Source organism: Rhizobium sp. Root491, assembly GCF_001427205.1.
Taxonomy (GTDB): Bacteria; Pseudomonadota; Alphaproteobacteria; order Rhizobiales; family Rhizobiaceae; genus Agrobacterium; species Agrobacterium tumefaciens.
In genome coordinates, this window is record NZ_LMFF01000020.1 from 1 (window position 1) to 26,159 (window position 26,159).

A 26,159-nucleotide genomic window follows, 5' to 3' on the forward strand; every position below is an offset into this window, starting at 1 on the left:
ATGGGTGCCGTCGAAGAAGCAACCGTGGCTGAGGTCGAGGCTGTATACCGCACCAACGTCTTTGGTCTCCTCAACGTGACCCGCGCCGTCCTGCCCTTCATGCGCCGGGCTCGTTCCGGCCGCATCCTGAATATCTCGTCGATCGGCGGCTATCGCGGCGCAGCAGGTTTCGGGGTCTACTCCTCGACGAAATTTGCCGTCGAGGGGCTGAGCGAAGCCCTGCATGACGAACTGGCGCCGCTTGGCATCCGTGTCACCGTCATCGAGCCGGGTTATTTCCGCACGGATTTCCTCGACGGTTCGTCCTTGTCGGTGAGCGGCAATATCATTGGCGACTACGAAGCGACCGCTGGCAAGGTCCGCACGATAGCGGCCGGACTCAGCCACAACCAGCCGGGCAACCCTCAAAAACTGGCAGAGGTCCTGATCGCCTTCGCTGACGCCCCCAATCCGCCGGTCCGCCTCCCGCTCGGTAGTGATACCGTCGCAGCGATCGAAAAGAAGCATGCACAGGACAACGCCATTCTCTCCGAATGGCGCACCGTCTCGGTCTCGACCGACTTCCCCGTTGACTCATAACGACGTGGGTCTGATTAATTTCATCCGATGGGAGGTCGCTTTCAGGCCTCCCATTGAAAGGATACGAACCGTCTGAGCGCGAGCGCCGTCGTCGCGACGCTGAACAGCATCATCGCGCGTACGATAATAATGATCACACGGGTAGGCCTGGCGCAACATGCAAACCTCCAGCCGGTGTTGGGTCGGGTCAGTAGGTAGACGGGTACGCCGATTGTCGCCACCGGGATCGGCATGATGCTGATCCTCTTCTTCTCAACCGCAATACCGCCGGAGGGGGCAGGCGAACTGACCTCGTGAGACACACTGGCTCTGTTTGCAACTGTGACCTTCGTGCTGATCTGCATCCAGTGGCTAGAGCTTGTCCCGCCGAGGTCTTAGTCTGCCCCAACTGCATATGCTATGCTGTCCTTGCAGCAAGCCTCATGATCTTGGTGGTTGTCGGTCTTCCCTTGTCTTGACGTCGATCAAGTCCCGCATGAGGTCAGATGATACGGTGTCTCTCGTGTTCCTCCAAGAGGGTCACATGAGGGAGGACTTGCGATGCTTGAATACAGAATCTCGGCACGGCGGATTGATCCCAGCGAGAGCGTGGCGCGCACAGAGAATGCAGATATCAGGCTTGCTACCGGACTGACCGGCCCGGTCGACGCCTTCAATCCGGCCGAACTGTTGCTGGCGTCGATTGCAGCCTGCATGATCAAGGGGATCGAGCGCGTCCTGCCCCTCCTCGATTTCTCTCTCGATGGTGTCGAAGTGATGCTTCATGCCGTCCGGCAGGATGATCTGCCGCGTATCGTCTCCATCGACTACGAACTCTTGGTCGATACCGAGGAGAGCGAACAGCGGCTCGAACTCCTGCACAAGAACGTCCGCAAATACGGTACGATCTCCAACACCATCGCTCTCGCAGCTCGCCTTGATGGCGTCATCCGGAGGGCCTTATGAGGAGCCTTCACAGCGAAACGCATCTCGTTTCCCGGATAGGATGGCTGCGAGCGGCCGTTCTCGGCGCCAATGACGGCATCGTGTCGACCGCAAGCCTGATCGTCGGGGTGGCAGCCTCTGCTGCGGGGAGTTCCGAGATTCTGATCGCCGGCATCGCAGGACTTGTGGCAGGGGCCATGTCGATGGCGGCGGGCGAATATGTCTCGGTAAGCTCCCAGGCGGACACCGAGCAGGCCGATCTCAACCGCGAACGACTGGAGCTTGAGAGCCAACCCAATCTGGAGCGAGAAGAATTGGCGCAACTTTATGCCAGACGCGGTGTCGATATCGATCTGGCCAGAAGGGTGGCCGAGCAGTTGATGCAGAAGGATGCGCTTGAGGCGCATGCCCGCGAAGAACTCGGCATCTCCGAGATCACCACTGCGAGACCGATCGTGGCTGCCCTGACATCGGCGCTGACCTTTGCTGTCGGTGCCACGATGCCGCTCGCAATGGTGTGGCTGGCGCCGGCAGACCAACTTGTCTGGCTCGTCTCGGCTGCTTCGCTGTTGTTTCTCGCGCTGCTTGGAGCCATCGGCGCCAAGGCTGGCGGGGCAGACGTGATGAAAGCCACAATCCGGGTCACCTTCTGGGGTGCCTTTGCCATGGCGCTGACGGCAGGCATTGGCGCGCTGGTGGGCACCGCCGTCTAGGAGGTGCGCGACCCTCAGAGGATATACTCCGGTGTGGGTCCAACACCGGCAACAAGATCGGCATGCGCCGGTCGCCAGGGAGTGAGATCATGGCCTATACACTCGATAAGACAATCAAAGGCATGCCATTTGACGCTGTGGTCGCAGCCACGAGGGAGGCCCTGTCGACCAAAGGATTCGGTGTGCTAACCGAAATCGATGTGCGAGCGACAATGAAGAAGAAGCTCGACGTCGATGTAGCTGACTATCTCATTCTCGGCGCCTGCAATCCGATGATGGCGCTTGAGGCGATGAAGATGGTGCCCAGGGTCGGCGCCATGCTGCCCTGCAATGTGATCGTGCGATCGCTGGAGGAAGGGACCATCATGGTCAGCGCCATCGATCCCGTCGCCTCGATGCAAGCGATCGACAATCCCCACCTCAAGACGGTCGCTGGCCAGGTGAGGTGTCTGCTGCAAGACGCCGTCGCCGCGATCTGAGGCATTGGTTCCCCTGCACTGTCGCAGGCTGCCTGACAGGGTCTTGATTGCGCCCGGCTTGTGGCGGTGTCTCCGATTTCGCGCTCAGGTATCCAGGGCACGCCAGATGTTGCGGATGATTGCACAGCGTGGCTTATCTTCTGCCGCCATACGCAGCTCGGCCTGGAGGTGCTGGCTCGTTTTGTGTGAGACAAATGACCAGTGCCCAAACGATTCGAACGATCACCAGCGCAACAACGAGGTTAGGGTAGAGGCCCAAATGGCCAAAAGCTGTTTCGATCGCGTTTGCAAAAAAGGCCGGCGGTCGTCACGACTATGCCCCAGACCAAAGCACTGACCAGATTGATAGTGAAAAAACCAAACGGGGGCACACCGGAAAGACGGGTGGTGACAGCACTTATCATTCGAAAGCCGAAAATGAAACGAAATGAAAAGATGAGAGCGTCAGGGTGAGCGACCAAAAGTGCTTTCACCCGCTCGGCGTGTGTCGCATGCATCGGTGCCCGAATGGGAAACGATTGGCGTAACGACCAGCATAAAACAGGGTCTGGTCACCTATCCACGAACCGCAGTTGCAGCGGCCGCAGCTTCCTAATAAGGCACCATGCCTCGATCGGAAAAGACTCCTCCCAGAAAAGCAGCTGTCTCACCCTCAAAGGCGACACCCAGTAAAATAGCCACTGCACCGTAACTCGAAATTAAATCTTCGAATGGCAAAGCCGGTTCATTTAAGAAGACACACCAACAACCATTGTTTCCGGCCGATCTTCGCCGTCGACCAGCTCGGTGTACCAGCGACCGCCGGGCACTTCTCAAGTGATGAGGATGTCTCTACCGCCCACAGGCTGACGAGCCGCCCCATTTTGCGCCGCTTGCATGGTCAGATCGTGGGAGGAGAAAAACTCCGACAATGTTCCTCCAACTAATAGGCCTAGCCGCGGTCGTGCCGGCCGATTGTGTAAGTGATAGACATGTAGCGTACTCCAAAGTCGTCGTGTTCAAGGCTGGCTGATAGCCCTGGCTATCGTACCAGTTACCAAGAGGGATTTTCCAGGAGGGCGAACGTCGTACGGAGCGCTTGCTCCAAGGCAAAAATGCTGAGTCGCGCTGGTAGGGTGCACGCAACGGCAGCTTGGTAAGGCCGTCGTAACCTCGTAGAGCCTTCCGCACAGTACTATTCTTCGTAAACGTAGCCTCTGCCGGCAAAGGACATCACCTATACAAAGGTGTAGTCCTAGCCAGACTTTGGCTCAATGGCCGGCTTGGATGGCGAGACGTAGGCTTGAGACGATCCAAAATCAACCGGAGAACCCTGATGTCCAAGCAGATCCGCCCCCGCGACATGGCCAAGGCCTTCACGCCAGCGCTCTCCGATTTTGTCGACGATCCGTTGTTCTCAGAGGTTTGGGCACGCGAAGGCCTGTCAAAGCGCGACCGCAGCATGATCACCGTTGCAGCTTTGGTTGTTATGTATCGACCAGGCGAACTGGGCGCGCACCTGCGCCGCGCTATCGAGAATGGCCTCAGCAAGGAAGAGCTCAGCGAGGTGATCACCCATCTCGCCTTTTATGGTGGCTTCCCCGCCGCTATCAGCGCGTCCTCGATTGCCAAAGAAACGCTCGGGGCCCTCGACATTGAATGAAGGGCTGCACCCTATCTCGACGGGTCCGGATCAATCTTGAGCTTTCACCGTCCGGAATCGTCTGTTCCAATCTCGCGCGCGACACCCGGTCTGTCATTCTTCAAGCAAATCGGAACGGTAATGGCAAAAACGTCTGATTTCTACGACGCTCGCCACGGTGCCCTTCGAAGGCGTCTCGAGCGACGGTGAAGATAACAATGAAACACAGATCCGCCCAGTGGAGACGAGTCCCAGCAAAGGCGTTTCGGGGGCAGACGAGATTGCGTTCAAGCCCTCGAACATTGCTCTGCGGTCGCGCGCCTCGCAAGAGCGGCAAATGTCTATGTCATAGTCGTGGATCCGGGCCGGACCGAGGAACTCCCACAGCTGATAGGTCCGTCTACCACGGCCGCGGTTCTGCATGACGATATCGATGCGGAAACGCCTCTCCTTGCGATGGATCTGCGATCTAAGGCGTTTTATGCGGGTGCGCTGGGCAGCACCCGTACCAATCGGAAGCGATGTGATCGCTTGGCATCAGAAGGTTTCGCGGCGTCCGAAATCGCGAGGATCAAGGCACCGATGATAAGATTGGAGCGGTTCTGTTGGCGGCTGGTCGATCGGGCAGGATGGCAGCAGGTTTATACAAACCGTTTGTTGAATTTGACAGCATTCCGTTGGTGCGGCGATAGGCGATGACACTGGTTGAAGCAAAGCCGACGGCAATAGTGGGCGTTCTGTGTCACCGAGGTTCAGGCGGCGCTCGCAGGACTGCCGATGAAGGTCGTGGTCAGCAACCGCTACGCTGGTGGCATGGGGAAGTCACTGGCGCTCGGCCCGTCAAATCAGGATATGTCGGGACCAGACGCCGTGCTGGTCGAGTTGGCAGACATGCCCGATCTTCGAGCATCACACGTCCAGTGCCTCGCCAGAGTTTTCAAAGAGGTAAATGGGCAAAAGATTGTGCGCGGCAGCAGCGGCGATCTGCCCGGCCATCGGGTGATTTTAGCAATTGCCCAGATAGGTTAGATTGCCCTCCTTGACGGCGATACCGGGGCCCCGCATGTCATTCACTCCAGCCCCTGCCCAACCCGTTATGCGATATCGGTATGGTCGCGTTGAATGTTGTGGACACCGTCGACGGCACAATCAGGGCGGTGAAAATATCCAAAGCCAGACGATCAACCTGCCAGCAACAAGCCCCTTCTCCAGGTGGCGTTGAACGATATGCATGTCCTTTGAATAAGGCTCACCAAAACTATTGCTGCGATGCAAAATCGCTTTGACAACGCTTTGCCGAGATGTTTTGTCGGCTTGCTTTGCAAGCCTATACCCGATGGGAAACTGATGACTTATGCTCTTGGAAACCGGCAAATCTTTGGTCGGGAAACCGAACTCGACGTGCTTCTTCAGGCCTATGATAGGGTATCGCAGACTGGTTTCGGCGAAATCGTTTTGATCGGCGGTGCCGCCGGTTTCGGGAAGACGTCAGTCGTCAACGCGTTTCTGAACGCAAACGAATATATCAAATACGCTGTCGGCAAGGCCGACGAAGCATTCCAACGAGTACCCTACAGTGCGATCCTGAAGGCGCTTCGCCAGCTTCGCCCCGCATCGGAAATCGAAGAGCTTGCATCTGTTCGTGACGCGGTGACGTCATCGACAACCAATCGGGTAAAGGATCACCTGATCGACGCGATCCAAGCGAGCAGCTCTCCAACCACTCCTCTCGTCCTGTTTGTCGACGATCTCCATTGGCTCGACGAAAGCTCGATCCAGTTGATGCGGGCTTTGTCCGAGCGCGGCTTTCGGGACATGCTGATCGTCGGTACCTATCGGACCGATTACACGTCGGAATTTCGAGAAGTTGGGTTGCAGAATTTTCTCGGTGACACTGCTGTTCGGGTTACCGATATTCTCCTCAAGACGCTTGCATTCGATGCTGTGGAGGGGCTGATTTCCGCCCAGCGATATGGGGAGACAACCGGCCCATTGGCGCGCCTTGTCCAGTCCGTTGCAGGAGGGAACCCGTTCCATATACAGCTCATCTTGAATGTACTTAATCGGGCTGAGACCACACCGGATCTGGCTCAGTTCGTCTCTGATCAGAAGAACTGGAGCCTGAACTCGCTGCTGAGCGGCCTCGTCGCCGAACTTCCATCGGAGACGAGGCGGGTTCTCCAATTTGCCGCCTGCGTCGGTTTTACAAGCGAGCAGAGCGTTCTGTGCTCTGCTGCCGAGGTTTCAATCAGCGCCCTCAAGCAATCGCTACAGCCAGCAGAAACCCTTGGGCTGGTCCAAATCGACGGGAATTGGTGCCAATTCTCCCACGACTCGGTTCGGGAGCATATCCGCGGTGCTCTTAGTAAGGATGACAAGACATCCAGGCACGCCTATATCGCAAAAAGCATGCTGGAGCTAAACGCCGCGGGAACAGACCAACATCTTGCCGTAGCCGAACAGATAGTGAAGGCTCGAACCAGTCCCATTCTGCTTGCAGGCCTTGAGCCTGCGCTTGCTGCTCTTATAAAAGCCGCCCAGATCGCTAAAGCGGTCGGCTCACTGGATGGCGCGCTTCGCTATGCCGAAAAGGGTATGGAACTCGTTTCATTCTCCAAGTCCTCGGACAGATATCATTGGGGATTTGCCGAGCTTCGCTGCGCTATCCTCGTCGATCAATTTGGAGCAGCTATCGACGACCAAGAGCTCGATCGCCTTATTGCTTACGCCGGCTCGCCAGCAGATCAGGCTCGAGCTGCGCGTCTGCGTGCCGCAGTGCTTATATTGCGGGGACAGTTCGAGCAAGCAATCGAAGTGGCTCTTTCCGGTCTGAGACTGCTTGGCATCTCGCTTACGCGAAAGCCCACAAAGGCAGAACTCGATGCCGCATATGAGGCGGTAACGGCTGCAGTCGAAAGATTGTCGCTACCCACGATCAGAGAACATGCACGCCTCTCGGACGACACGATCGCTGTCGCTGTGGGTCTCTTGGCAACTTTGCAATCATCGTTTTTTTCCGATGACGGTTTGAAATTCCTACACACAGCGAAAATTGTCGAACTGTCGGCCGAACACGGTGTCTGCGACGCAACATGCTATGGTCTCGCCTGGTGCGGAGTTTGCCTTGCCAGCGAATATGGCGACTACGAGAATGCTCTGGCTATGGCCGAGGCGGGGGTGGCGCTTTCGGGCACGCATGCCTATAGCGCGTATCGGACCTCGGCTCTGGTCGCGCTCGACCAGGTATCGGTCTGGCTAAAGCCTCTTTCCTACTCGCTGGCTCGCGCCAAAGAGGCGTTCGAACAGGGAAGGAACAGCGGCGATATCAGCATGGCATGCTATGCGACCAACCACATCGTCTCGGATTTGCTCTCCATGGGAGCGCCGCTCTCCGTGGTGACCAACGAAGCCAACCGCGGCATCGCAATGGCGCGGAGTGTTGGCTTCGAGGAGGTCATCCGGATCCTGCAGGTTCAGCTCGCATTCGTTCAGGGCTTAAGAGATCGCAGTGTCGAGTCAGGCATGATTCTGGCACTTGCGACCTCGGACACAGCATCCGAAATGTCTCCCCTGATCTTTTGGGGCCACCTCTTCGAAGGCATTTCACAGTTCTATCGTGGTCAGATCGAACTCGCCATGAAATCGTTTGCTCAGGCGAGAAAATGGAAATGGACGACCCCCGCTCATATCCACGTTGCGGATCTCCATTTTTATTCGGCCTTGGCAAACCAGATGACCGGCGTAGGTAACCCCAGCAACGATGACCGTGACATATTGCGCGTTCTGGCCGAACGGAACCCCGCGACATTCGAAAACAAGCTTGCTTTTGTGGACGCCGAAGCCGCACTCTCCGCTGGCGACACGATCGAAGCGCTTCGCCAGTATGAGCGTTCGATCAAGGCTGCAAAGGAAGCGGGCTTCTGGCACGAGCTCGCTCTTGTACATGAGCGGGCCGGGAGACTTTCCCTTGAGACTGGCCTGTCTTTTGCCGCCTTTGGCCATATCCGACAGGCCCAGGCCCATTACCAGAAATGGGGTGCGGACCAGTTGGCTAACGGACTACGGGCTGAATTTGCCGAGGTCTTTTCTGTTCCTGTCGATATCGAGCTTCCGGATCGCGTTATTCAGCCAATCGAAAGATCCGACTCGCTCACGACGGATCTTATCGTTGCCGCAGTGAAATATTCTGGCGCCATGCGCGGCCAACTCATCAGTGTCGATGGCGACGATTTCTCCATCATCGCGAGCACGCGCCTTCGTGATGGCGTCACGAATGTTTTAACAGAAAAGACCCGCGTGACTGCCGAGATGGCCCCTGCCACGATCGTCAGGCTTGTGGTGGAATCTGCACTTTCGCTCCGATACGGCGACGCACAGACCGAGGCTGGCGACGCGCATGCATTAGCCTTAAAGGAATGCCCAGTCAGGTCGCTTCTTTGCGTTCCCCTCAAGGACAAGGATCGTGTTTTCGCCATTCTCTATCTGGAGAACAACGCACTCAGCGATGCCTTCTCGCTCGAAATCGAACAGGCCATCGAGCTCTTTGTTGTCGCAACCACGGAAGCTCTCCGCCTGAAGGGACAGTTGGAGCAGCACCAGCGAGGCAGCGCCGCTCAGAAGAGCCAGGACATGGCCCGTGGAAGTGCTCGCGCCGAACTCATCAAGAATTCCCATGTCAGCGTTCTGGGGGGCATGGCGGCCTCGATCGTTCATGAAGTCAACCAGCCGCTGTCTGCTATCGTTACATTCGCCAATTCTGGCATCCGCTGGCTAAAGCAACCGGTCCCGCAGGTTCAGAATGCAATCACGAATTTCACAAAAATCGAACAGTCAGGTGTGCGGGCGAGCAACATAATCTCCGCCCTTCGTTCGCTTGCGAAGCAGGCGCCGGCGAATCTCGAATTCCTAGACCTGCACAACGTGGTGAAAGACGTCCTCACAGTTGTCGAGACGGACAGCCGTGCGGACGGGGTTGAAATCGAATGTGTGCTCGCCGAAGGTAGCTCTGTTTTCGCCGATCCGATCCAAGTTCAACAGGTGGTCCTCAATTTGATGACCAACGCGCTCGATGCGATGGAGCCGCAATCGGGTGGCCGCTGTCTCCGAGTCGAAAGCGAGGTCCGCGATACCTTCGTGATCCTCGCCGTTTCTGACACCGGAACCGGCATACCTGCATCGGCAAGGGACTCCATCTTCGATCCCTTCTTCACCACCAAGGACAAGGGTCTCGGCATGGGTCTTGCGATTTGCAAGACAATTGCCGAGGTCCATGGCGGGGGCCTGAGCATTGGCAGCACAAATTCCTCTGGTACCACGATGATTTTCCGGCTTCCGTTGACGACCAGTCCGGCAAATAAAGGCGCCGAAGCCGCTGCGTAGCGAGAATTGTCGAAGCAAATCCGCTAGCGAATTATCTCTCGCTTTGTGGCGGGCACCACCTGTGCCGCTGTGCTATACTCACCGTTACTTAGCGAACGTGAGTCGCGGAGGCGTCCGCAGTTCACGTTGCCCTATTCTTTTTTGCCGATGCCTCCGTTTCAATGTGGTCGATCCGCTAGCGTCTATGACAGAAGCATAAATTGTAATTCTGCGTGTCATAAATTTTTCGAAGGGACGGCTACCGCGGTAATCGAGTTCATCGCCAGAAAATCGAGGGTGCCAAAAAGATCCCGATCGCCAAGTTTGACGTCGCCATCCATATAGGCTTCACCTAAGGCCAACGCCCGATTTCTCGCCAGCCCGACCCTACGCCTTTTGCGTCAGATCGCCATTGATGCCCGAGGCTCGCCGCCCGTTCCGAAGAGCCTTGGCCGTCCCGTCCGGAAAGATTACACTTAGGGTGCCGATTTTGATCGGTCGCTCAAGTGCTGCTTCAAGGATCATGTCAGCGCTCCAGGAAATTCGAAAGCGTCAGATCAATGAGTTCGTCGCCACGGCCGTTCATTACCGTACGCAGCGCCCAAAGGCTGAAGCCTTTCACTTGCTCCGCCTTGATCTGTGGTGGCATGGAAAGCTCCTGAGTGTTGGTGACTACATCTAGAAGCGCCGGCCCGTCATACGCCAGAATATCCTTGATCGCATCCTCCAACTCGGAGGGATCCTCGACGCGGATTGCATGAACGCCTACAGATCGGGCGAACTCTGCGAAATTTGGATTTTTCAAGGTCGTTCCGGTTTCGAGGAAACCCGACGCCTTCATCTCCATCGCGACGAAGCCAAGCGTCGAGTTGTTGAAGATGATGACCTTGACTGGCAGGTCCTGCTGGACGAGCGTCAAAAAGTCACCCATCAGCATGGCAAAGCCACCATCGCCGGAAAGGCTGATGATCTGACGACCGGGATAAGCAGCCTGGGCCCCGATTGCCTGTGGCATCGCGTTTGCCATGGACCCGTGTGACAGAGAGCCAATCATGCGGCGCTTGCCATTCATTTTCAGGTAACGAGCCGCCCAGATTGTAGGAGTGCCGACGTCAAAAGTGAAGACGGCGTCTTCTGTAGCGTGATCGCTGACGAGCTTCGCAAGATACTGGGGATGAATCTTGCGACCAGCCTTTCCGGTAGCAAGATCATCGAGACCGGCGCGAGCCTTGACATACCGTTCTTTGCAGAAGTCGAGATAGGCAGTATCGGGGTTCGCTTCGACAAGCGGGAGCACTGCCTCAATCGTCGATTTGACGTCACCGACGAGTGCCAGATCGAGGGGGACGCGGCGGCCGAGATTTTCCGGTCGTATATCCACCTGGACGACCTTGGCATTGGACGGGAAGAACTGGCGGTAAGGGAAATCGGTGCCTAACATCACGAGCGTGTCGCAATCATGCATGGCGGCGTAACCGGAGGAGAAGCCGATAAAACCAGTCATACCGACGTCGAAAGGGTTCTCCCACTCGACGTGCTCCTTGCCGCCCAGGGCGTGGACGATCGGCGCCTTGAGGCGTTTGGCCAGCATCAGCAGCTCGGCATGGGCGCCCTGGCAACCGCGGCCGCAGAACAGTGTGGTTTTGGCGCTGCTGTTGAGAATATCGGCGAGCTGTACAATCTCGCTGGGTTGCGGCGTGACGGTGGACTGGGGCAAAGCGAATGCTGCTGCTTGCGAAATCTTACCGGTAAACTCGGATAGCGCCACATCACCTGGGACGACGATGACAGCCACGCCGCGCTTGCCGACAGCTGCACGGATTGCCGATTCCAAAACGCCAGGAAGCTGATCGGGATGGCTGACCATCTCGCAAAAGTGGCTGCATTCTCGGAAGAGCTGATCGGGGTGGGTTTCCTGGAAATAGCCGCGACCAATTTCCGCCGATGGGATCTGGGCGGCGATGGCGAGAACTGGAACACGCGAGCGATGGCAATCGAACAAGCCATTGATCAGATGAAGGTTGCCCGGCCCGCAGCTCCCGGCGCAAACTGCAAGTTCGCCTGTGAGATGGGCCTCAGCGCCAGCCGCGAAGGCCGCTGTCTCTTCATGCCGGGTGTGGACCCATTCGATGTCCTTGCGAACCCGCAACGACTCGGTCAGTCCGTTCAGGCTGTCGCCTACGACGCCATAGATGCGACGCACGCCCGCAGCGTGGAGGATATCTGTGATGAGGTCTGCTGCTTTCTTGGCCATGATGCGCTCCTTGATGGTAATTTAAATTCTTGATCGCTACGCATTTTCTCAATGCCGGCACGCGATCGCGTGAAAAGTCTTCGGATTTGACTGGGTCGTGGCGGGACTATTCGGTCAGTCCCGCCAGTGACATGATGAAGCGGAAGGTCACGGCGAATATGCCGAGGCCAATGACCGAAATGGTCCAGATGGCAATCATCCAGCCGACACGCTTGGCCGGTTCCTTTACAGAGGTCCTGATCGTCATCAGTGGTACCCATCGCCGACCGTCTGCTTCCCGCGAAACACGTAGTAGGACCACGTCGTGTAGACGAGGATGATCGGGATAATCAGGAGCGTGCCGACGAGTGCGAAGCCCATGCTCTCAGGCGGGGAAGCTGCGGCCCAGATCGTGACCGACGGCGGGATAACATACGGCCACATGCTGATTGCCAGACCGGTGTAACCGAGAAAGATCATCAAGAGCGCCATGATAAACGGTGCTGCGTGAACCTCACGGCTTCGCAGAACCCGGAGGTGAAGCCAGGTCACGCCAAGCACCAGCACCGGAACGGGAGCAAGGAAAAACAGATTGGGTAGGCTCAGCCACCGTGTGGCGACCTGAGGATGCATGATCGGCGTCCAGATGCTTACGATAGCAATCACGACGAGAAGGGCGATGGCGATCCATTGTGCTAAATCCCGCATGCGACGATGCAGGTCGTCCGACGTCTTCATTATGAGCCAGGTCGAACCAAGCAGAGCGTAGGCCACCATCAAGGCAAAGCCGGTGAATATGCTGAACGGGGTGAAGCAATCGACTGCTGTGCCGGCAAAGGTCGTGCCTTCGAGCTTGAAGCCATTAATGAAGGCACCGAGCGCCACGCCCTGCGAGAAGGTCGCAACATAGGAGCCTCCAGCGAACGCACGGTCCCAAAAAGGTTTGTGACGATCGGAAGCCTTAAAGCGGAATTCGAAGGAGACGCCACGCCAGATCAGACCGGCCAACATGAACATCAGCGGCAGGTAGAGAGCGCTGAGCAGGAAGCCGTAGGCCAGCGGGAAGGCCGCGAACAGGGCAGCACCACCGAGCACGAGCCAGGTTTCATTACCATCCCAGACCGGCGCCACGGTGTTAACCATGGCATCGCGTTCATGGCGATCTTTGATGAACGGGAAGAGGATGCCGATCCCGAGATCGAAACCATCCATTACAACATACATCATGACGCCGAATGCGATGATGACAGCCCAGATGAGGGGAAGATCAACACCCATCTCAAACCTCCGTGGTTTCGCGCATCGGCGCGGCGTTGATTGTGTCGGGAACTGCAGACAACGGACGCGCGGGACGATTGATCTGTCCCTCGTGTTGAGGGCTCGTGCCACCACGACCCTCGTCTGGGCCATGGGCAACCATCCGCAGCATGAAGCCAATACCGGTACCGAAGATCAGGAAATACATCACTATGAACATGACCAGCGTGATGGTCAGGGTCAGGACCGCGTGATTGGATACCGCGTCCTGGGTACGCAGGATGCCGTACACCACCCAGGGCTGGCGTCCGACTTCCGTGGTGATCCAGCCGGCGAGGACCGCGATTAACCCGGTTGGCCCCATAAAAAGGGCGAACAGGAGGAATGGCCTTGTATCGTAAAGCTTGCCGCGCCAGCGCTGGAACGCACCCCAGACTCCGAGCAGGAACATCGCGAGCCCGAGACCGACCATGATGCGGAAAGTGAAGAATATGATTGTCGAGTTCGGCCGATCCTGTGGAGCGAATTCCTTCAAGCCCGGGATTTTTCCATGCAGCGTATGAGTGAGGATCAGGCTGCCTAGATAAGGAATTTCAATTGCATATTTTGTCTCTTCGGCAGCCATATCAGGAACACCGAAGGCAATCAGGGGCAGGTTGGTGGCGTTCGGATCATTTTCCCAGTGGCCCTCAATCGCCGCGATCTTTGCCGGCTGATGCTCGAGCGTGTTAAGGCCATGCGCGTCGCCGACAAACATCTGGACCGGTGCCACGATGATCAGCATCCACAATGACATCGAAAACATCTTGCGGATCGCGGGTGTCGAGCGCCCATGCAGTAGGTGCCAAGCGGCAGCAGCGGCCACGAAGAGCGCCGTTGACAGGTAGGCGGCAAGCGTCATATGCGCCAGTCGGAAGGGGAAGGATGGGTTGAAGATCACCGCCAGCCAGTCGGTCGGAACGACCTTGCCATTGATGATCTCGAAACCCTGCGGTGTCTGCATCCAACTGTTGGATGCGAGAATCCAGGTAGTCGAGATCAGCGTGCCGAGCGCGACCATGGCTGTTGCGAACATATGCAGTCCAGGACCGACTTTGTTCCATCCGAACAGCATGACGCCGAGAAAGCCCGCTTCCAGGAAGAAGGCGGTCAAGACCTCGTAGGTCAGCAGCGGCCCGGTAACGCCACCGGCGAATTGCGAAAAGCCGCTCCAGTTTGTACCAAACTCGTAGGCCATCACCAGGCCGGACACGACGCCCATGCCGAAGTTAACGGCGAAGATTTTAGACCAGAAGTGATAGAGTTCGACATAAACTGGATTACGTCGGATCAGCCACAGCGTTTCGAGTACAGCGAGATAGCTGGCAAGTCCGATCGTGATGGCGGGAAAAATGATGTGGAACGAGACGGTGAAGGCGAATTGCAATCGCGCAAGTTCCAATGCGCTGAAACCCAGCATCGAGACGCTCCTTGGCGTTGATTGATTAATTGATGGCGAGCGTTACGTGCTCGAATGTCGAACGCTTGAAAGAAGCATCTGCCAACACAATCGCGGCTGGGCGCCTGGCCCGCAATTAAACCTAGGTATAGCTAGGCTACGCCTTGATATAAAGCGGCCGAACAGAGGACATCGGAGCGTCAATGGCCGCATCGTCGGGCTTCGGGTCGCGGGCAAGAAGAGCGAAAGTGGCTTGATTTGCCCGCACTGGCGGTAGCCACATTGCAAGACCTCAAGCGAAAGCCAGAAACTGTGGATGCCTCTTCCCTCCTCCGTTTCGCCAATCCCCTCGATCGTCGTTATCGCGCCATCGATTTCTCCCGATTGCAAGCATGCAGGACCTGACCGGCTCGCCGTTGATCTGCAGGGTGAATGCACCGGATTGGTCGATACTGCACTCGAACTTTGTGCCCGTCATGCCGAGCAGGTCGCGCAAGGCCGTAATAGGGCATGTCCGGCGGTCCATCGAGTTGAGCCAGCCGTCCATTAACGGTTGCTGAGATCGCCATAAAGGGTGGGCTTTCGATGAAGCGTATCGGGGGGCGGCGATACGAAGATTGAGCCGATTGAGGTCAGGAGAGTTTAAGGGGAAAGCGCCGCGGAATAACTGATACGTAGGCCTAGCCCTCCTTTATGAGGCTGTAGGCTGGCCACGCTCCTTAGCAGCAAGGTCCTCTACTGACACCGGCGCTCAGGGGAATTGGTGTACGATGCGGCGAGCATCATGCCCGCCCCATTTCGCTGGTCATTTAGAAACCCGCCTGCTCAACTGAAGACTGACGGCGACGGCGCTTGCTGCACAGGCCATCAGCGTTGCAGTCGCCCAACCGCAGTGGTTCTGGGCTTCGGTCCCGATGGCAGAGATGGCGGCGCCGATGAGAAATAGGGTGACGTTCGAATTTTCCTCACCGCGGCGAGAAGCGGTACACCTCGCGCGGTCGACCGTCCTCCGAAGATCGGCGATCGGACTGTCAGTCGCAGGCTGCAAGCCCTGGAGGCCGCAACAGGCCAAGATCTGTTCCAACGAACCGCGGACGGCAATGTACTGACTGAAGGGGGACACCCGAGCCGGCCCCATGTCCTGGCACATGGAGGAAGCCGCCCTGGCCGTGGAACGGCGTCTGGCAGGCGACGAGCAAAAACTGGAAGGTAGCTTGCGTATATCGTCGCCCGACTTGTTTGCGCTTGGGTTTCACCTGCGGTGATTGAGACGTTTTCGACGCTCAATCCCGAGGTCGAAATTGAACTTTTGACGGGAGCTTACGTCCTCGGCCTCGCTCAACGCGAGGCGGACGTTTCCTTCCGGATCCATCCGTCGCCGAGGACGATATCGTCCAACGGCGACTGATTGACATGCGTTGCAGCCTCTATCTCGCCAAGGGAATGAACTCCCGAACCGAATGGACGATGGCTTTACGCTGGTCGCAATACATCGCTCGACGCATTTCCAGCTATAGACTAGTTCAAGCGGAAGCTTGCCGGTACCGAGGTCACATTGAAGTCGAAGAACGGAAACGTTCAGGCCCAGATGAGTTGCTAGGGTTTAGGGATTGCCGCGCTAACGCGATCTGCCGGCGACCAACGGGCAAATCTTGTGTGTATTGACCTGGGTGAGGATCCGCCGACCCGCGAACTATGGATGGTTACCACCGAGACGTTCCGCGATCGACGGGACTGCTGGCGATTGTGGATCTGGCGGTGACGATGCGGGTAAACTGGAGGAACCAGCATGTTCATACCAGTCTCCAAGGCAAATTTTGAGCTGTTCTGTGATCTCGTCGTTGAACCTTCCGAACTTCGAATCCGCAGGTGTCAGCACAACCTTTGTAGCATGCCAGTCTCGGCACGTTGATGTTTTTTGAAAGATACTGCGCCAAATGCCCCCTGGATTGAATGGACACGCCCCAAAGTGTCGGTTCGAAGCTATCATGCGTTGACGATCGCATCCGGCGCGGTCTTTCTATCCCCACCGAGTGCAATTGGTGAAACAGGGTGGTGACGATGACCGACGCGGGCGGGGAGTTGAAAGGGGCGTTCACACAAGACGCTCGCGTGCAGCATGCACATGTTGAAGACCTCCTCACTGCCGCAGTTCAATTCTCGGGCGCATGCAAGGCATATCTCCTTGTTCAAAAGGGCGAGAATTTGGTCGTCGACACGAAGATTGTCATAGAAGGCGACAAGGCAGTTGCTACTCATCCACAGTCGGCTAGTCTTGCCCCGGGCGAAGCAGCACTTCTCGAGCTGATCGCTTCGAACCCGATATCTGAACGGTACACAACGTTAACGGTCGGGGATCCACTGCGGGCACCTCGCCCCGCCGATAACGCGGAACCCGCATTATGCTTGCAGGTTGGCGGGGAGGACGGCGCCAGCTGGGTAGTTTACATGGAATCGGACCCGCGGGGTGCTGGCTTTCCGGGACATATTGTCAGCGCGATCGAACTCTACGTTTTGGCATTGGGACGGGTTCTTAAACCGCGTTGCAGGGAAAGCAAACAGTACGGCGACACAAGCCACCTCATGGATCGAACTCCATCTGACAGGCGAACCGAAATTGACGGAGTCGATCGCGCCATTATTGCCGGCGTCGCCGAGTCAATCGCGATAGAGATAAATGACGCACTTTCGGCGGTTGTAGCCCATGCCAGCGCGGGTCTCCAATGGCTCAACCAAGAAGCTCCGAAAGTTGAAAAAGCACGGCAGTCCCTCAGGAAGATTGCCTCATCGACGTTTGCGATCGGTAGTGTGGTTGCAGCCTATCGCAAGACATCACCCGCCGGCGGTCCCGACAGCAAACCGGTAGACTTGCAGGCGATCGTGATTGAGGCGCTGGAAGCGATTGCGCCAGATCTTCAAGATGCTTCCGTTCAAAGCTATTGCGATATTCCTCGGGAGATGCTGGTTCGTGGCAATGCCAAACAGATCCAACAAGCGATCGTCAACGTGGTGAGCATTGCCTTTGACGCGATGAAGGCAGTGGACACCCCCCGAAAACTAACGATTTCGAATGCGACGCAGGACAAATTCTTCGTTCTGGCATTTTCGGACACCGGTGAAACTATCCCTGTCGGCGCTCGGGACGCAATCTTTGATCTGTCTTACACAGCAAAGCAAGGACACCGGGGCGTCAAACTGGCAATCGCCCGCACAATCGCGCAACTGCACGGCGGAAGCCTCGATGTCGCACGCTCGGAGACAGACGGCACGACGATGCTCTTGAGATTGCCAATGGCAACAACCGGCTGATGTTCTAATTTCCGAACGTGCAGGGAACTGGCTAGAGCGAAAACACAATGTTGCGCGCCTATCCAGCGCGTCCCGATCCATAGCTCTGCTTAATTTTATCTGCTAGGTTGCTCTATAAAGTCTCGACCCAAGGAGTGAATGGAGAAACGCCGTTGCCCAGTACAAGAACGATAGACAATCGTAACATGGAGTACCTGAGAGCCGACCAAGCGCCGTATATTGCGATGTCGACCTTGACTGGCGGTCTCCTCGCGATGTCGAGGTTCAAGTGCGACATGGCTGGGCATGGTCTCTCCGACGATCATGTGAAAGAGGATGCGTTCATGTTGTCCTCGCAGCTCCGCGATTATCAAGGCGGACTTTGGCTCGATGGAGAGCGACTGGATTTTGCCGGAAGCAAAAAGGGCAACTTCACCCTCTATGACTATTCCAGATCCTGGCGAGCGGACCTTCAAACGCCTTTCGACTGCGTGAATTTCCATATCTCAAGGCGAGCGCTCAATTCACTTGATGATGAGATCGGCTCAGCGCGGTTGGATAGTTTCGACATCGCGCCGGGTGCCGATACCAGCGATCCTATTGTTGAGAGCATTGTCAGCGCGCTCGTTCCGATCTTTGATGGCTTTTGCGAGGCCAATCAGCTTTTGCTCGACTATATCGGCACGGGTTTGCTGATCCATCTTGCTTCGACTTACGGCACCTCGCGACAACGCGCGCGATTAAGTCGTGGCGGCTTGACGCCAACGCAACTCAACCGGGCAAAAATGTTGATTGATGCCAATCTGAACGGCCAACTGACTCTGACTGATATCGCGACTGAATGCGGGCTCTCCTCCTCCTATTTCGCTAGAGCATTCAAGATATCGACCGGTGGAACGCCGCACAGGTGGCTGGCTCAGCGACGGATCGAAAAGGCGATTGACTTGCTCAAGAACTCCCAGCTGTCTATAAAGGAAATTGCCTCTGCGTGCGGCTTTTCCGATCAGGCCCATTTCACGCGGGCTTTCGGTGAGGCCAAAGGTGTGCCACCAGCCGCTTGGAGGCGCAACGCTCCCCCAGCGCCGACAATCGGTCTCTATCCGATCTCCACAAAATTCCGTTCCGCCAAGTAAGCACAATAGTCAATCGTCGTCCCCGAGCATGGTTTTGTGCACGAGAAATTGCGGCTTTGAGCATCGGCAGACGACCTTGCTCGACTGATGATTTTCGTCTGATCCCCATCTTTGACTTTTTAGCAAAGCCGTTTCGATTATTTTCTGACTTGCCCGACACCACCATTCGCTTCAGTTGGATATTCGCAAAACTGGCTGAATCATTAAAACAGAGCGGCAACTGGCACATGTCGATATTCAAACGGGGTGGATTGTCACCTCTTCGGCTGACCCAGGCTCTGTCGCTCCTCGAAGACAGCCTCCTTACTCGTTCTACTGTGACGCAGATCGCGGTCAATTGCGGCTTGTCTTCAAGCTATTTCACCCAAGCATTCAAAGCCTCGACCGGCCTGTCGCCATATCGTTGGTTGGTACAACGGCGCCTCGAAAAAGCGACGGAGCTACTCGCCGAAGCGACAATGCCGTTAAGCGAAGTCGCGACCAGATGTGGGTTTGTCGATCAGGCGCATTTCGCGAAAGCCTTTCGCAAATCTACAGGCGTGCCGCCGTCGGTGTGGCGGCGCGGCGCGCTCTCGGCGGATAATCCTGACGAGATTGACTGAAGACCACCATACACAAGGTGGTTCGACCTATTCCTCCGTATAGTGTCGGGTTTCAAAGCACATTGGTATCCTTTGCATAGATTTTTGCTTCGACTACGACGGATTCCAGCAACGATGATCGACCAGACCTCCACCGGGAGCAGTGCTTCGTCTGCGCCAACGCAGCCTCCCTCCGCAGTCTTGGCGACGATCCGGCGCGTGGCGATCCCGGTCGTAGCCGTCGTCGTCGTCGGATCCGCAACTGCGTCGGTCATCGGCAACTGGGATAGCTGGATTGCTGGCGCCGCGCATCAATCCACCGATGACGCAACCGTTAACGCGGATATCTCGACCCTGAGCGCTCAGATCAGCGGGACGATCAGCAGCGTGGCGGTCGCCGACTACCAAAAAGTTGCCAAGGGTCAGCTCTTGGCTGAGATCGATCCTCGCACGTTCGAAGCGGCGGTCACCGTTGCCTCGGCAAACGTTGCTTCGGCACACGCGACCCTCGCTAACCTAGTTAATCAGATTGAGCTTCAGATGGCTGCGATCGATGCCGCCGAAGCACAGAACACCTCGGCACTGGCGCAGAGCATGCAAGCGGATGAGGAGTACAGACGCCAGTCTGATCTTGGTGGCGCCACGTCGCAACAGGCGCTGCAGCAAGCTCAGACCGCTGCATTGCAGGCTGCGGCATCCGTGCGCTCGACGACCGCCACAATTGCCCAGCAACGCGCGCAATTGAAGGTTTTGCAAGGCGAGGAGCCGCTACTCAAAGCTCAAGTCGACGCAGCTCAGGGCAATCTCGACACCGCCAGGATCAACCAGGGTTACACACGGATCTACGCCCCCTTTGATGGCATGCTTGGCAGGCGGCTCGTTCATGAAGGCGATTTCGTCAGCGCCGGCACAGGCATCATATCCGAAGTCCCCTTGCCAAACGTCTATGTGATGGCGAATTTCAAGGAAACCCAGCTCTCGAGAATGTCAGCGGGAGACATGGTCGAGATAAGAATCGACACGTTTCCGGGGAAAGCGTTGCGTGGCAGAGTGATTGATCTTTCTCCCGCAAGCGGTTCCGTTTTCGCTCTGCTTCCCCCCGACAACGCAACCGGAAACTACACGAAAGTCGTTCAACGGATTCCCGTAAAAATTGCCATCGATCCGGACCAAGCCTTGCTGAAACAGCTGCGACCGGGAATGTCGGCCACGGTCACCGTCGACACCCTGGGTGACGCAGTGCCATGAGCACCGCCGTCCGCTCGTTCGGGCCGGTTACGAGCGGCACCACCGCCACCCGTCCATTGCTGATCGTCGCAGCGTTGCTTCTCGCTTCTTTTGTCGTCGGGTTCGACACGCGCGTGTTCGTTGTTGGAATGCCCGACCTGCGTGCAGCCTACTCTCTTAGTGTCGATGAGGCATCTTGGCTGAGCACGATCGCGAACGCGCCACAGATCCTTATCGCTTCTGGCGTGGCGTGGCTTGCGACCGTTTTCGGGGTACGACGTGTAATGATACCGACGGCCCTTATCTATGCCATCGTATCCCTTGAGATCCCACTGGTGAACGATGGGCCGCTGCTTTTCACACTGCATGCTATTCGAGGGCTTTTGCTAGGCGTCTTTATCCCAGCGACGATAATGGTCATCTTCCGCAATCTGGACAAGAGATACTGGTTGATCGGAATCGCTATTTACGTCCTACGCGTGCCGCTGTCGCAGAATCTCGGATTTGTCCTTGTCGGTTTTTATGGCGATTATCTCGGCTGGCAGTGGATGTATTGGCAGGACGTCATCCTTGCGCCGCTTGTCGCGCTTCTCCTGTTAATCGCTGCCCCAAAAGAGGATATCAACGTTGGTCTGCTTGAACATGCCGACTGGGGTGGGATGATGCTACTCGGCTGCTCCATGACGATGCTCTATGTCGGTCTGGACCAGGGAAATCGGCTAGACTGGTTCCAATCGGGCACGATTATTGCGCTCCTGACCGGCGGTTCAATCCTTGCAATCGGGTTTCTGATCAACGAAACGCTTGTGGCGCACCCTTGGGCTCATTTCAGCGTTATCATGAGCCGCAACATCGGTCTCGGCTACGCAATCATCATCTGTTACGCGCTTTCAAGTGCTGGCGCTTCGATTGCCATACCCGGCTTCCTGCAAAATGTCGTGGGATTGAGACCGATTTCGATCTCCACGCTTTACCTGACCGGGGCCGTGATTCCAGTTTTTCTATTCATTGCCATAGCCGCCGTTCTGTTACACCGGTTCGATGCCCGCTTGTGCATCGTGCTTGGCCTTGGACTAATGGCGACAGGCTCGCAATTAGGTTCACTTCTTACACTCGACTGGGCACCATGGAATTTCTTTCCAACGGTGATCCTCCATACGGCCGGCCAGTCGTTCGCGTTTTTTGGCTCCATCGTCTACCTTATCGGCAATTCTGATCCTTCTCGCTCGACTGCGGTTTCGGCCTACATCCAAGTGGTTCGACTTGGAAGCGTCGAGTTAGCGATCAGCATCCTCGCAACACTGCAACGGCATCGGGAGCAGTATCATTCAGACGTACTGAACACACCGATTACTACAGCGTCGCAACAGCTTCATGTCATCCTGCAAAAGCTGCAACATGTCTTCGGTGTTGGATACAGACCGCATCTTGAGAGCCTGTCGTTGGTTGCATCCAGGATAAGAAATCAGGCCTCCGTCCTTGCTTACAGCGACCTGTTTATGCTGTCATTCTGGGCGGCGGTCCTCGGCTTGCTCGTTGCAGCTTTTATGGTCTCGATGCCCTATGGGCCGCTCCACCCTGACTTCAAACATCCGGAGCCCGGCGACCTGGAGTCTTGAGGACTGGTGGATAAATGCACCCCTTGCATCCTTCAAATGCCATATCCAGGCGTCGTTCCGTAGCGTGCAAAGCGCTAACCTCAGCAAGGTTCTAAAATAAAGGATGCACACCCGGTACGAAAAACGCCCTCGGAGGTTCCGTCCATCACATTCGGATATTTTGAGCCATTTCAGAGGTTAACCGAGGTGCAGATCCCTGTCGCACTCGGTCTCATCATTCCTTGTGACCTCGTCGCTCTCACCTCTTCCGAACAGACAATGCAGCAACGGACATCATCGCGGCAAACTTGGCCGACCTGTCTGGTGACAGCATGGGCTTTGAACTCAACAACAATGCCACCATCGCGACTTGGCAGACAACATTCTTCAGGATCGGTGCCAGCAACGCTGCTTGCATCCCCAGGGGAGCCTATCGCCTTGTAATGCAGGGAGATACCAGTGTGGACGGCGAACTAGCGCGCCTGTTCAAAGCTGACTCCGACAAGCCGCAAGTGCGCGGCGTCGGTAACGATATCGTACACGCAAGCCGGACGCTGGACACAGTTTAACGCGAGCCATACCGTATATGGTCATCCGCGCATGCGATCCTTGTCAAGCCGAGGCCAAAGGTTGCTCTACTATCGACCGGACACGAATTATTCGATCTACCCGCAGGAATTGGTCCTGGCCTAATCTACGATAGCAACCGGCTCATGCTCGAGGCGGTCGGCATCTGCATGCAACGCTTTTCACCACAGCGGTTGACCATGAGCTTATCGTCCCATCCGCGGAAGCCTCTACTTTTTTACAGACCTACCTGACAGCCACAGTATCCCAACGTGGACACCTGGAGTTATGGAAACTCGACAGGCGGTCCGGTAAGTCCATTGGTTTCGGCGACGTCGAGCATTGCCCGATCCTGATCCTTCCTGGCAGCTCGCTGGCCGCCGCCGCCCGATTCGCTGTCCTCAGTCGGGCAATCGTCAGCCGTCTCGCTGGGCGGCAGACGGAAGACGGCCCCGCTTGTGCATTGGATTTGCTACGTCGCTTTCCAAGCCGCCCGGTCGCACGTAAATCCTGTCGCGTTAAGTGGTCGCCGACCAGCAGAGAGGAACTACATCGCGTATCCCTCCTCGATCGTGGTTCGGCCAGTGTTCAATCCCTGTCGCGCGCAGCAGATTTGATAGTGCTGGATGAAAACCAAGCCGAGGTAAACGTGGATCCCCCCCGAGAGGAGATCGAAGCATAGTTGGCCGCCGACAAGCGTGTCGCGCAGCGAAAGTCAGATCCTCGAAAAAAACGTTCAGACATAGGTCGGCGCTAGGGATGAGAATGCCGGCTTGTGAATCTCAATCGTTGTGTCGTGGCCAGTCATTGACTGCTCATGCCAGATCAATCCACGCGGGCCCGCGTGGTGCTCTTTGAGCGCAGATGCAGGCGATGACAGTTTCAGGCGCGCGGCGGCGTCGCGAATGAAATCTGAAAAATCACTAAGTGATATCCCATCAGCCTTGAGCAATACGCGGATCAGCGGATCGGTCAGGAGTTCGGACATGGTCAGTTCGCATTCCATTGTTAGCCTCCTGCGGCAAATAGATTTGAAAAGATCTTCAAGTAACACTACCGGATCGAACGCCTGCCGGTTACTATCCGAAGATATAGGAACCCTGCCATGACAGGCGCAGCTTTAACGGATCGATTGCCCGAGGATTCCGGCATTGGCAATCTCGCACCCACCGTGGCGGGTCGAACACTCGCCACGTGTCATCAGCTACCCGACCAAGATCGGGGATAACGGCGATCCGGTTCAACCCTTGATAAACGCCAGAATGTCCGGATTGACAACGTCCGCATGGGTCGTCAGCATGCCATGTGGATAACCCTTGTAGATTTTCAGCGTGCCATTCTTGAGCAGTTTGATCTGCAGTTCAGCCGCGTCGGTATAAGGCACGATCTGGTCGTCGTCGCCCTGGGTAACGAGCGTCGGAACCGTCATCTTCTTCAGGTCTTCCGTCTGATCCGTTTCGGAAAATGCCTTGATACCGTCGTAGTTCGGCTTGGCTCCGCCTATCATGCCCTGGCGCACATTCCCCCAATTCCTGAGAGCACACCACAGCACAGAGCGAAGACCGTCATTCGAGCGATATTGCGAACTGACTGCGAGAACCGGACAAGACCACGACCCGGCAGAGGCGCGGTCTCGTCGAAAGCCACGGGCTCCATTTCTTTCGTACTGTTGGGTGATGACATGCTGCGATCCTCCTCTTGCGCGGAAGCGAACCTTCATGGCCTGTTCGAAGAGCACCGGATGAAGGTTTGTTTAATCAGCTCCGGCGCCGCCTCAGGGCGAGGCCGAAAGCGAGAAAGCCACAGCCCTGGAAAAGGAGATCGACGGTCAGCATAGCGCCGAGAAGCCCGAGCCCGACAGTCGGCCAGGTCGCGAGGATGATGACACCGATAACGGTGGTCGCAATGCCACTGGCAAAGACCCATCCCCAACCCTCGTTTGCGCGCACACGCAGTCCAGTTGCGATCTTGAAGATACCGGCGACGATCAGGAGTGCGCCGATCACCAGCGAGATATCGACTGCGGAGAGAATGGGATCAAAAATCAGAAAGGCACTGGCGATACCGTAGAACAGCCCGCTGACCAGATCAAAAGTGCGGCGGCGCCAGCCATTTGCGGAAAACGCATGTGCTATCTGCAGGACGGCGCCGACGAGCATCATTGCTGCAATGTAGATGACCGACGCGAGCGTGGTGGCGAAGAGGTTGATGCTGGCGACGAAGCCGGCGGCAATCAGTGCGAGGCCGAGAGCCACATACCAGCCCCAGTTGGCGCGGGCTTTTTTTAAAGCGATACTTGGGTTGGCGTTTACGGTGATCATAGTCATGGCGGGCTCCTTTCATGAACGAGTTGGAAAGCGTGGCGGTCCCGGGTAGGAAACCGCAGTAGATGCAAAATCGATTGATGACGGCAGGTATTCTCACCTTGCCGGTACGCCCGGTGGAAACGAAGATGATCTGCGCGCAATCGCGGCGCGCTGGCGCGCCCCCTTCGGGCGTGGCTGTTTGGAACGCCGGAGAAGTTCTTTCTTTCCAGCACCGGTAACCAGCGCGTGCTGCTCGGCATCATCCACTGACCGTCGCTGCCGAGTGATGAGATGGTCTAGCTTTTCGTGCAGTCTGCGGATTTCAAGCTCGGCCTTGAGGTTGACCTTGTAGTCGTTGGTCGACCGGAGCCGGTCCTTCGCCTCCTGCCGCCTCTGGCTCATCATGATCACGGGTGCCTGAAAGGCTGCGATCGTCGAGAGAACGAGGTTTAACAAGACGAAGGGATAGTTGTCGAAGGCATCACGCGCCGAAACAAAACTATTGTAGGCCATCCAGGCTGCAAGAACGCTCCCAAAGCCGATGATGAAGGTCCAGCTCCCACCGAACTCCGCGACGAGGTCTGCAACGCGGCTTCCAAGCGTTTCGCTGTCATCGAACTCGGTTTCGGTATTTTCAGCGAGCGTCTCCCGCGACCATATGCTTTCGGCCACTTCGTTTTCGATCGGCGTCAATTCGTCTCGATCCTCACGAAGCAGATCCAGTATCGATTGGCGGCGAAGATCTTCAATCCGACGCCTGTCGATCGTGTCGTCCGGTTTCAGTGAGGGATGGTGGCGGCGCAAGTAATCGGCCACGCCTGGCCTCAACTCGTCGATCCGGCATTCCTGACCTGGCT

The 26,159-nt window shown here is 56.7% G+C and carries 21 protein-coding genes and 3 pseudogenes; 15 read left to right on the top strand and 9 right to left on the bottom strand.

Annotation, left to right across the window (positions count from 1 at the left end; translation table 11 throughout):
* The 8 genes and pseudogenes from ASD46_RS25225 to ASD46_RS25265 all read left to right on the top strand — a co-directional run.
* Positions 1 to 579, top strand: a 579-nt coding sequence (locus ASD46_RS25225; RefSeq protein WP_060642917.1) for an SDR family NAD(P)-dependent oxidoreductase, incomplete at its 5' end; no start/stop codon positions are given.
* Between the two features lie 540 nt (positions 580 to 1,119).
* Positions 1,120 to 1,524 (top strand): OsmC family protein, encoded by a 405-nt coding sequence (locus ASD46_RS25235; RefSeq protein WP_060642919.1) that lies wholly within the window; start codon positions 1,120 to 1,122, stop codon positions 1,522 to 1,524.
* Entirely contained in the window at positions 1,521 to 2,216 is a 696-nt protein-coding gene (locus tag ASD46_RS25240) for a VIT family protein (RefSeq protein ID WP_035200829.1), read from the top strand. The genes ASD46_RS25235 and ASD46_RS25240 overlap by 4 nt, the downstream gene beginning before the upstream one ends.
* 89 nt (positions 2,217 to 2,305) lie before the next feature.
* Positions 2,306 to 2,695: a DUF302 domain-containing protein gene (locus ASD46_RS25245; protein WP_082546259.1), complete on the top strand. Its 390-nt coding sequence runs from the start codon at positions 2,306 to 2,308 to the stop codon at positions 2,693 to 2,695.
* A 1,315-nt stretch (positions 2,696 to 4,010) separates the two neighbouring features.
* Positions 4,011 to 4,337: a carboxymuconolactone decarboxylase family protein gene (locus ASD46_RS25250; protein ID WP_060642921.1), complete on the top strand. Its 327-nt coding sequence runs from the start codon at positions 4,011 to 4,013 to the stop codon at positions 4,335 to 4,337.
* Between the two features lie 294 nt (positions 4,338 to 4,631).
* Positions 4,632 to 5,015: pseudogene (locus ASD46_RS27970) on the top strand (XdhC family protein); the annotation flags it as partial.
* A gap of 60 nt (positions 5,016 to 5,075) precedes the next feature.
* Positions 5,076 to 5,345: pseudogene (locus ASD46_RS25260) on the top strand (NTP transferase domain-containing protein); the annotation flags it as partial.
* 318 nt (positions 5,346 to 5,663) lie between these two features.
* Positions 5,664 to 9,695: an AAA family ATPase gene (locus ASD46_RS25265; protein WP_060642924.1), complete on the top strand. Its 4,032-nt coding sequence runs from the start codon at positions 5,664 to 5,666 to the stop codon at positions 9,693 to 9,695.
* 366 nt (positions 9,696 to 10,061) lie between these two features.
* Here the strand turns inward: ASD46_RS25265 and ASD46_RS27250 are convergent, their stop codons facing one another.
* From ASD46_RS27250 to ASD46_RS25280, 5 genes are all read right to left on the bottom strand, one after another.
* Entirely contained in the window at positions 10,062 to 10,199 is a 138-nt protein-coding gene (locus ASD46_RS27250; RefSeq protein ID WP_156390108.1) for a hypothetical protein, read from the bottom strand.
* 1 nt (position 10,200) lies between these two features.
* Positions 10,201 to 11,931, bottom strand: coding sequence for a ubiquinone-dependent pyruvate dehydrogenase (gene poxB, locus ASD46_RS25270; protein ID WP_373465237.1), 1,731 nt, complete (start codon positions 11,929 to 11,931; stop codon positions 10,201 to 10,203).
* Between the two features lie 103 nt (positions 11,932 to 12,034).
* On the bottom strand, positions 12,035 to 12,175 hold the full coding sequence (locus ASD46_RS26800; protein ID WP_082546262.1) for a DUF2474 domain-containing protein: 141 nt from the start codon (positions 12,173 to 12,175) through the stop codon (positions 12,035 to 12,037).
* Positions 12,175 to 13,185, bottom strand: a complete 1,011-nt coding sequence (gene cydB / locus ASD46_RS25275; protein ID WP_060642926.1) for a cytochrome d ubiquinol oxidase subunit II — start codon at positions 13,183 to 13,185, stop codon at positions 12,175 to 12,177. The genes ASD46_RS26800 and cydB overlap by 1 nt, the downstream gene beginning before the upstream one ends.
* Before the next feature lies 1 nt (position 13,186).
* Positions 13,187 to 14,623: a cytochrome ubiquinol oxidase subunit I gene (locus ASD46_RS25280; RefSeq protein ID WP_060642927.1), complete on the bottom strand. Its 1,437-nt coding sequence runs from the start codon at positions 14,621 to 14,623 to the stop codon at positions 13,187 to 13,189.
* A 937-nt stretch (positions 14,624 to 15,560) separates the two neighbouring features.
* Here ASD46_RS25280 and ASD46_RS27975 point away from each other — a divergent pair.
* The 7 genes from ASD46_RS27975 to ASD46_RS25320 all read left to right on the top strand — a co-directional run bounded on the left by ASD46_RS27975 (position 15,561) and on the right by ASD46_RS25320 (position 22,998).
* Complete coding sequence (locus tag ASD46_RS27975; RefSeq protein ID WP_200951534.1) at positions 15,561 to 15,815, top strand: helix-turn-helix domain-containing protein; 255 nt, start codon at positions 15,561 to 15,563, stop codon at positions 15,813 to 15,815.
* A gap of 848 nt (positions 15,816 to 16,663) precedes the next feature.
* Entirely contained in the window at positions 16,664 to 17,911 is a 1,248-nt protein-coding gene (locus ASD46_RS25295) for a sensor histidine kinase (protein ID WP_060642930.1), read from the top strand.
* A gap of 152 nt (positions 17,912 to 18,063) precedes the next feature.
* Positions 18,064 to 19,023, top strand: a complete 960-nt coding sequence (locus tag ASD46_RS25300) for an AraC family transcriptional regulator (RefSeq protein ID WP_323455151.1) — start codon at positions 18,064 to 18,066, stop codon at positions 19,021 to 19,023.
* Positions 19,024 to 19,079: 56 nt separating this feature from the next.
* Positions 19,080 to 19,625, top strand: a complete 546-nt coding sequence (locus tag ASD46_RS25305; RefSeq protein ID WP_112191869.1) for a helix-turn-helix domain-containing protein — start codon at positions 19,080 to 19,082, stop codon at positions 19,623 to 19,625.
* A gap of 114 nt (positions 19,626 to 19,739) precedes the next feature.
* Positions 19,740 to 20,852 carry an HlyD family secretion protein gene (locus ASD46_RS25310; RefSeq protein ID WP_060642933.1) on the top strand — a complete coding sequence of 371 codons (1,113 nt, stop codon included), beginning with the start codon at positions 19,740 to 19,742 and terminating at the stop codon, positions 20,850 to 20,852.
* Positions 20,849 to 22,450, top strand: a complete 1,602-nt coding sequence (locus ASD46_RS25315) for an MFS transporter (RefSeq protein WP_060642934.1) — start codon at positions 20,849 to 20,851, stop codon at positions 22,448 to 22,450. The genes ASD46_RS25310 and ASD46_RS25315 overlap by 4 nt, the downstream gene beginning before the upstream one ends.
* A gap of 287 nt (positions 22,451 to 22,737) precedes the next feature.
* The gene (locus ASD46_RS25320; RefSeq protein WP_162248403.1) at positions 22,738 to 22,998 is read left to right on the top strand and encodes a hypothetical protein; all 261 of its coding nucleotides are present in this window, start codon (positions 22,738 to 22,740) and stop codon (positions 22,996 to 22,998) included.
* Positions 22,999 to 23,732: 734 nt separating this feature from the next.
* Here ASD46_RS25320 and ASD46_RS25325 read toward each other — a convergent pair.
* The 4 genes and pseudogenes from ASD46_RS25325 to ASD46_RS25340 all read right to left on the bottom strand — a co-directional run bounded on the left by ASD46_RS25325 (position 23,733) and on the right by ASD46_RS25340 (position 26,118).
* Complete coding sequence (locus ASD46_RS25325) at positions 23,733 to 24,002, bottom strand: hypothetical protein (RefSeq protein ID WP_060642936.1); 270 nt, start codon at positions 24,000 to 24,002, stop codon at positions 23,733 to 23,735.
* Between the two features lie 234 nt (positions 24,003 to 24,236).
* Positions 24,237 to 24,527: pseudogene (locus ASD46_RS25330) on the bottom strand (alpha/beta fold hydrolase); the annotation flags it as partial.
* A 226-nt stretch (positions 24,528 to 24,753) separates the two neighbouring features.
* Positions 24,754 to 25,323, bottom strand: coding sequence for an HdeD family acid-resistance protein (locus ASD46_RS25335; protein ID WP_082546263.1), 570 nt, complete (start codon positions 25,321 to 25,323; stop codon positions 24,754 to 24,756).
* A gap of 93 nt (positions 25,324 to 25,416) precedes the next feature.
* Positions 25,417 to 26,118 carry a DUF1003 domain-containing protein gene (locus tag ASD46_RS25340; RefSeq protein WP_060642938.1) on the bottom strand — a complete coding sequence of 234 codons (702 nt, stop codon included), beginning with the start codon at positions 26,116 to 26,118 and terminating at the stop codon, positions 25,417 to 25,419.
* Between the last annotated feature and the right edge of the window lie 41 nt (positions 26,119 to 26,159).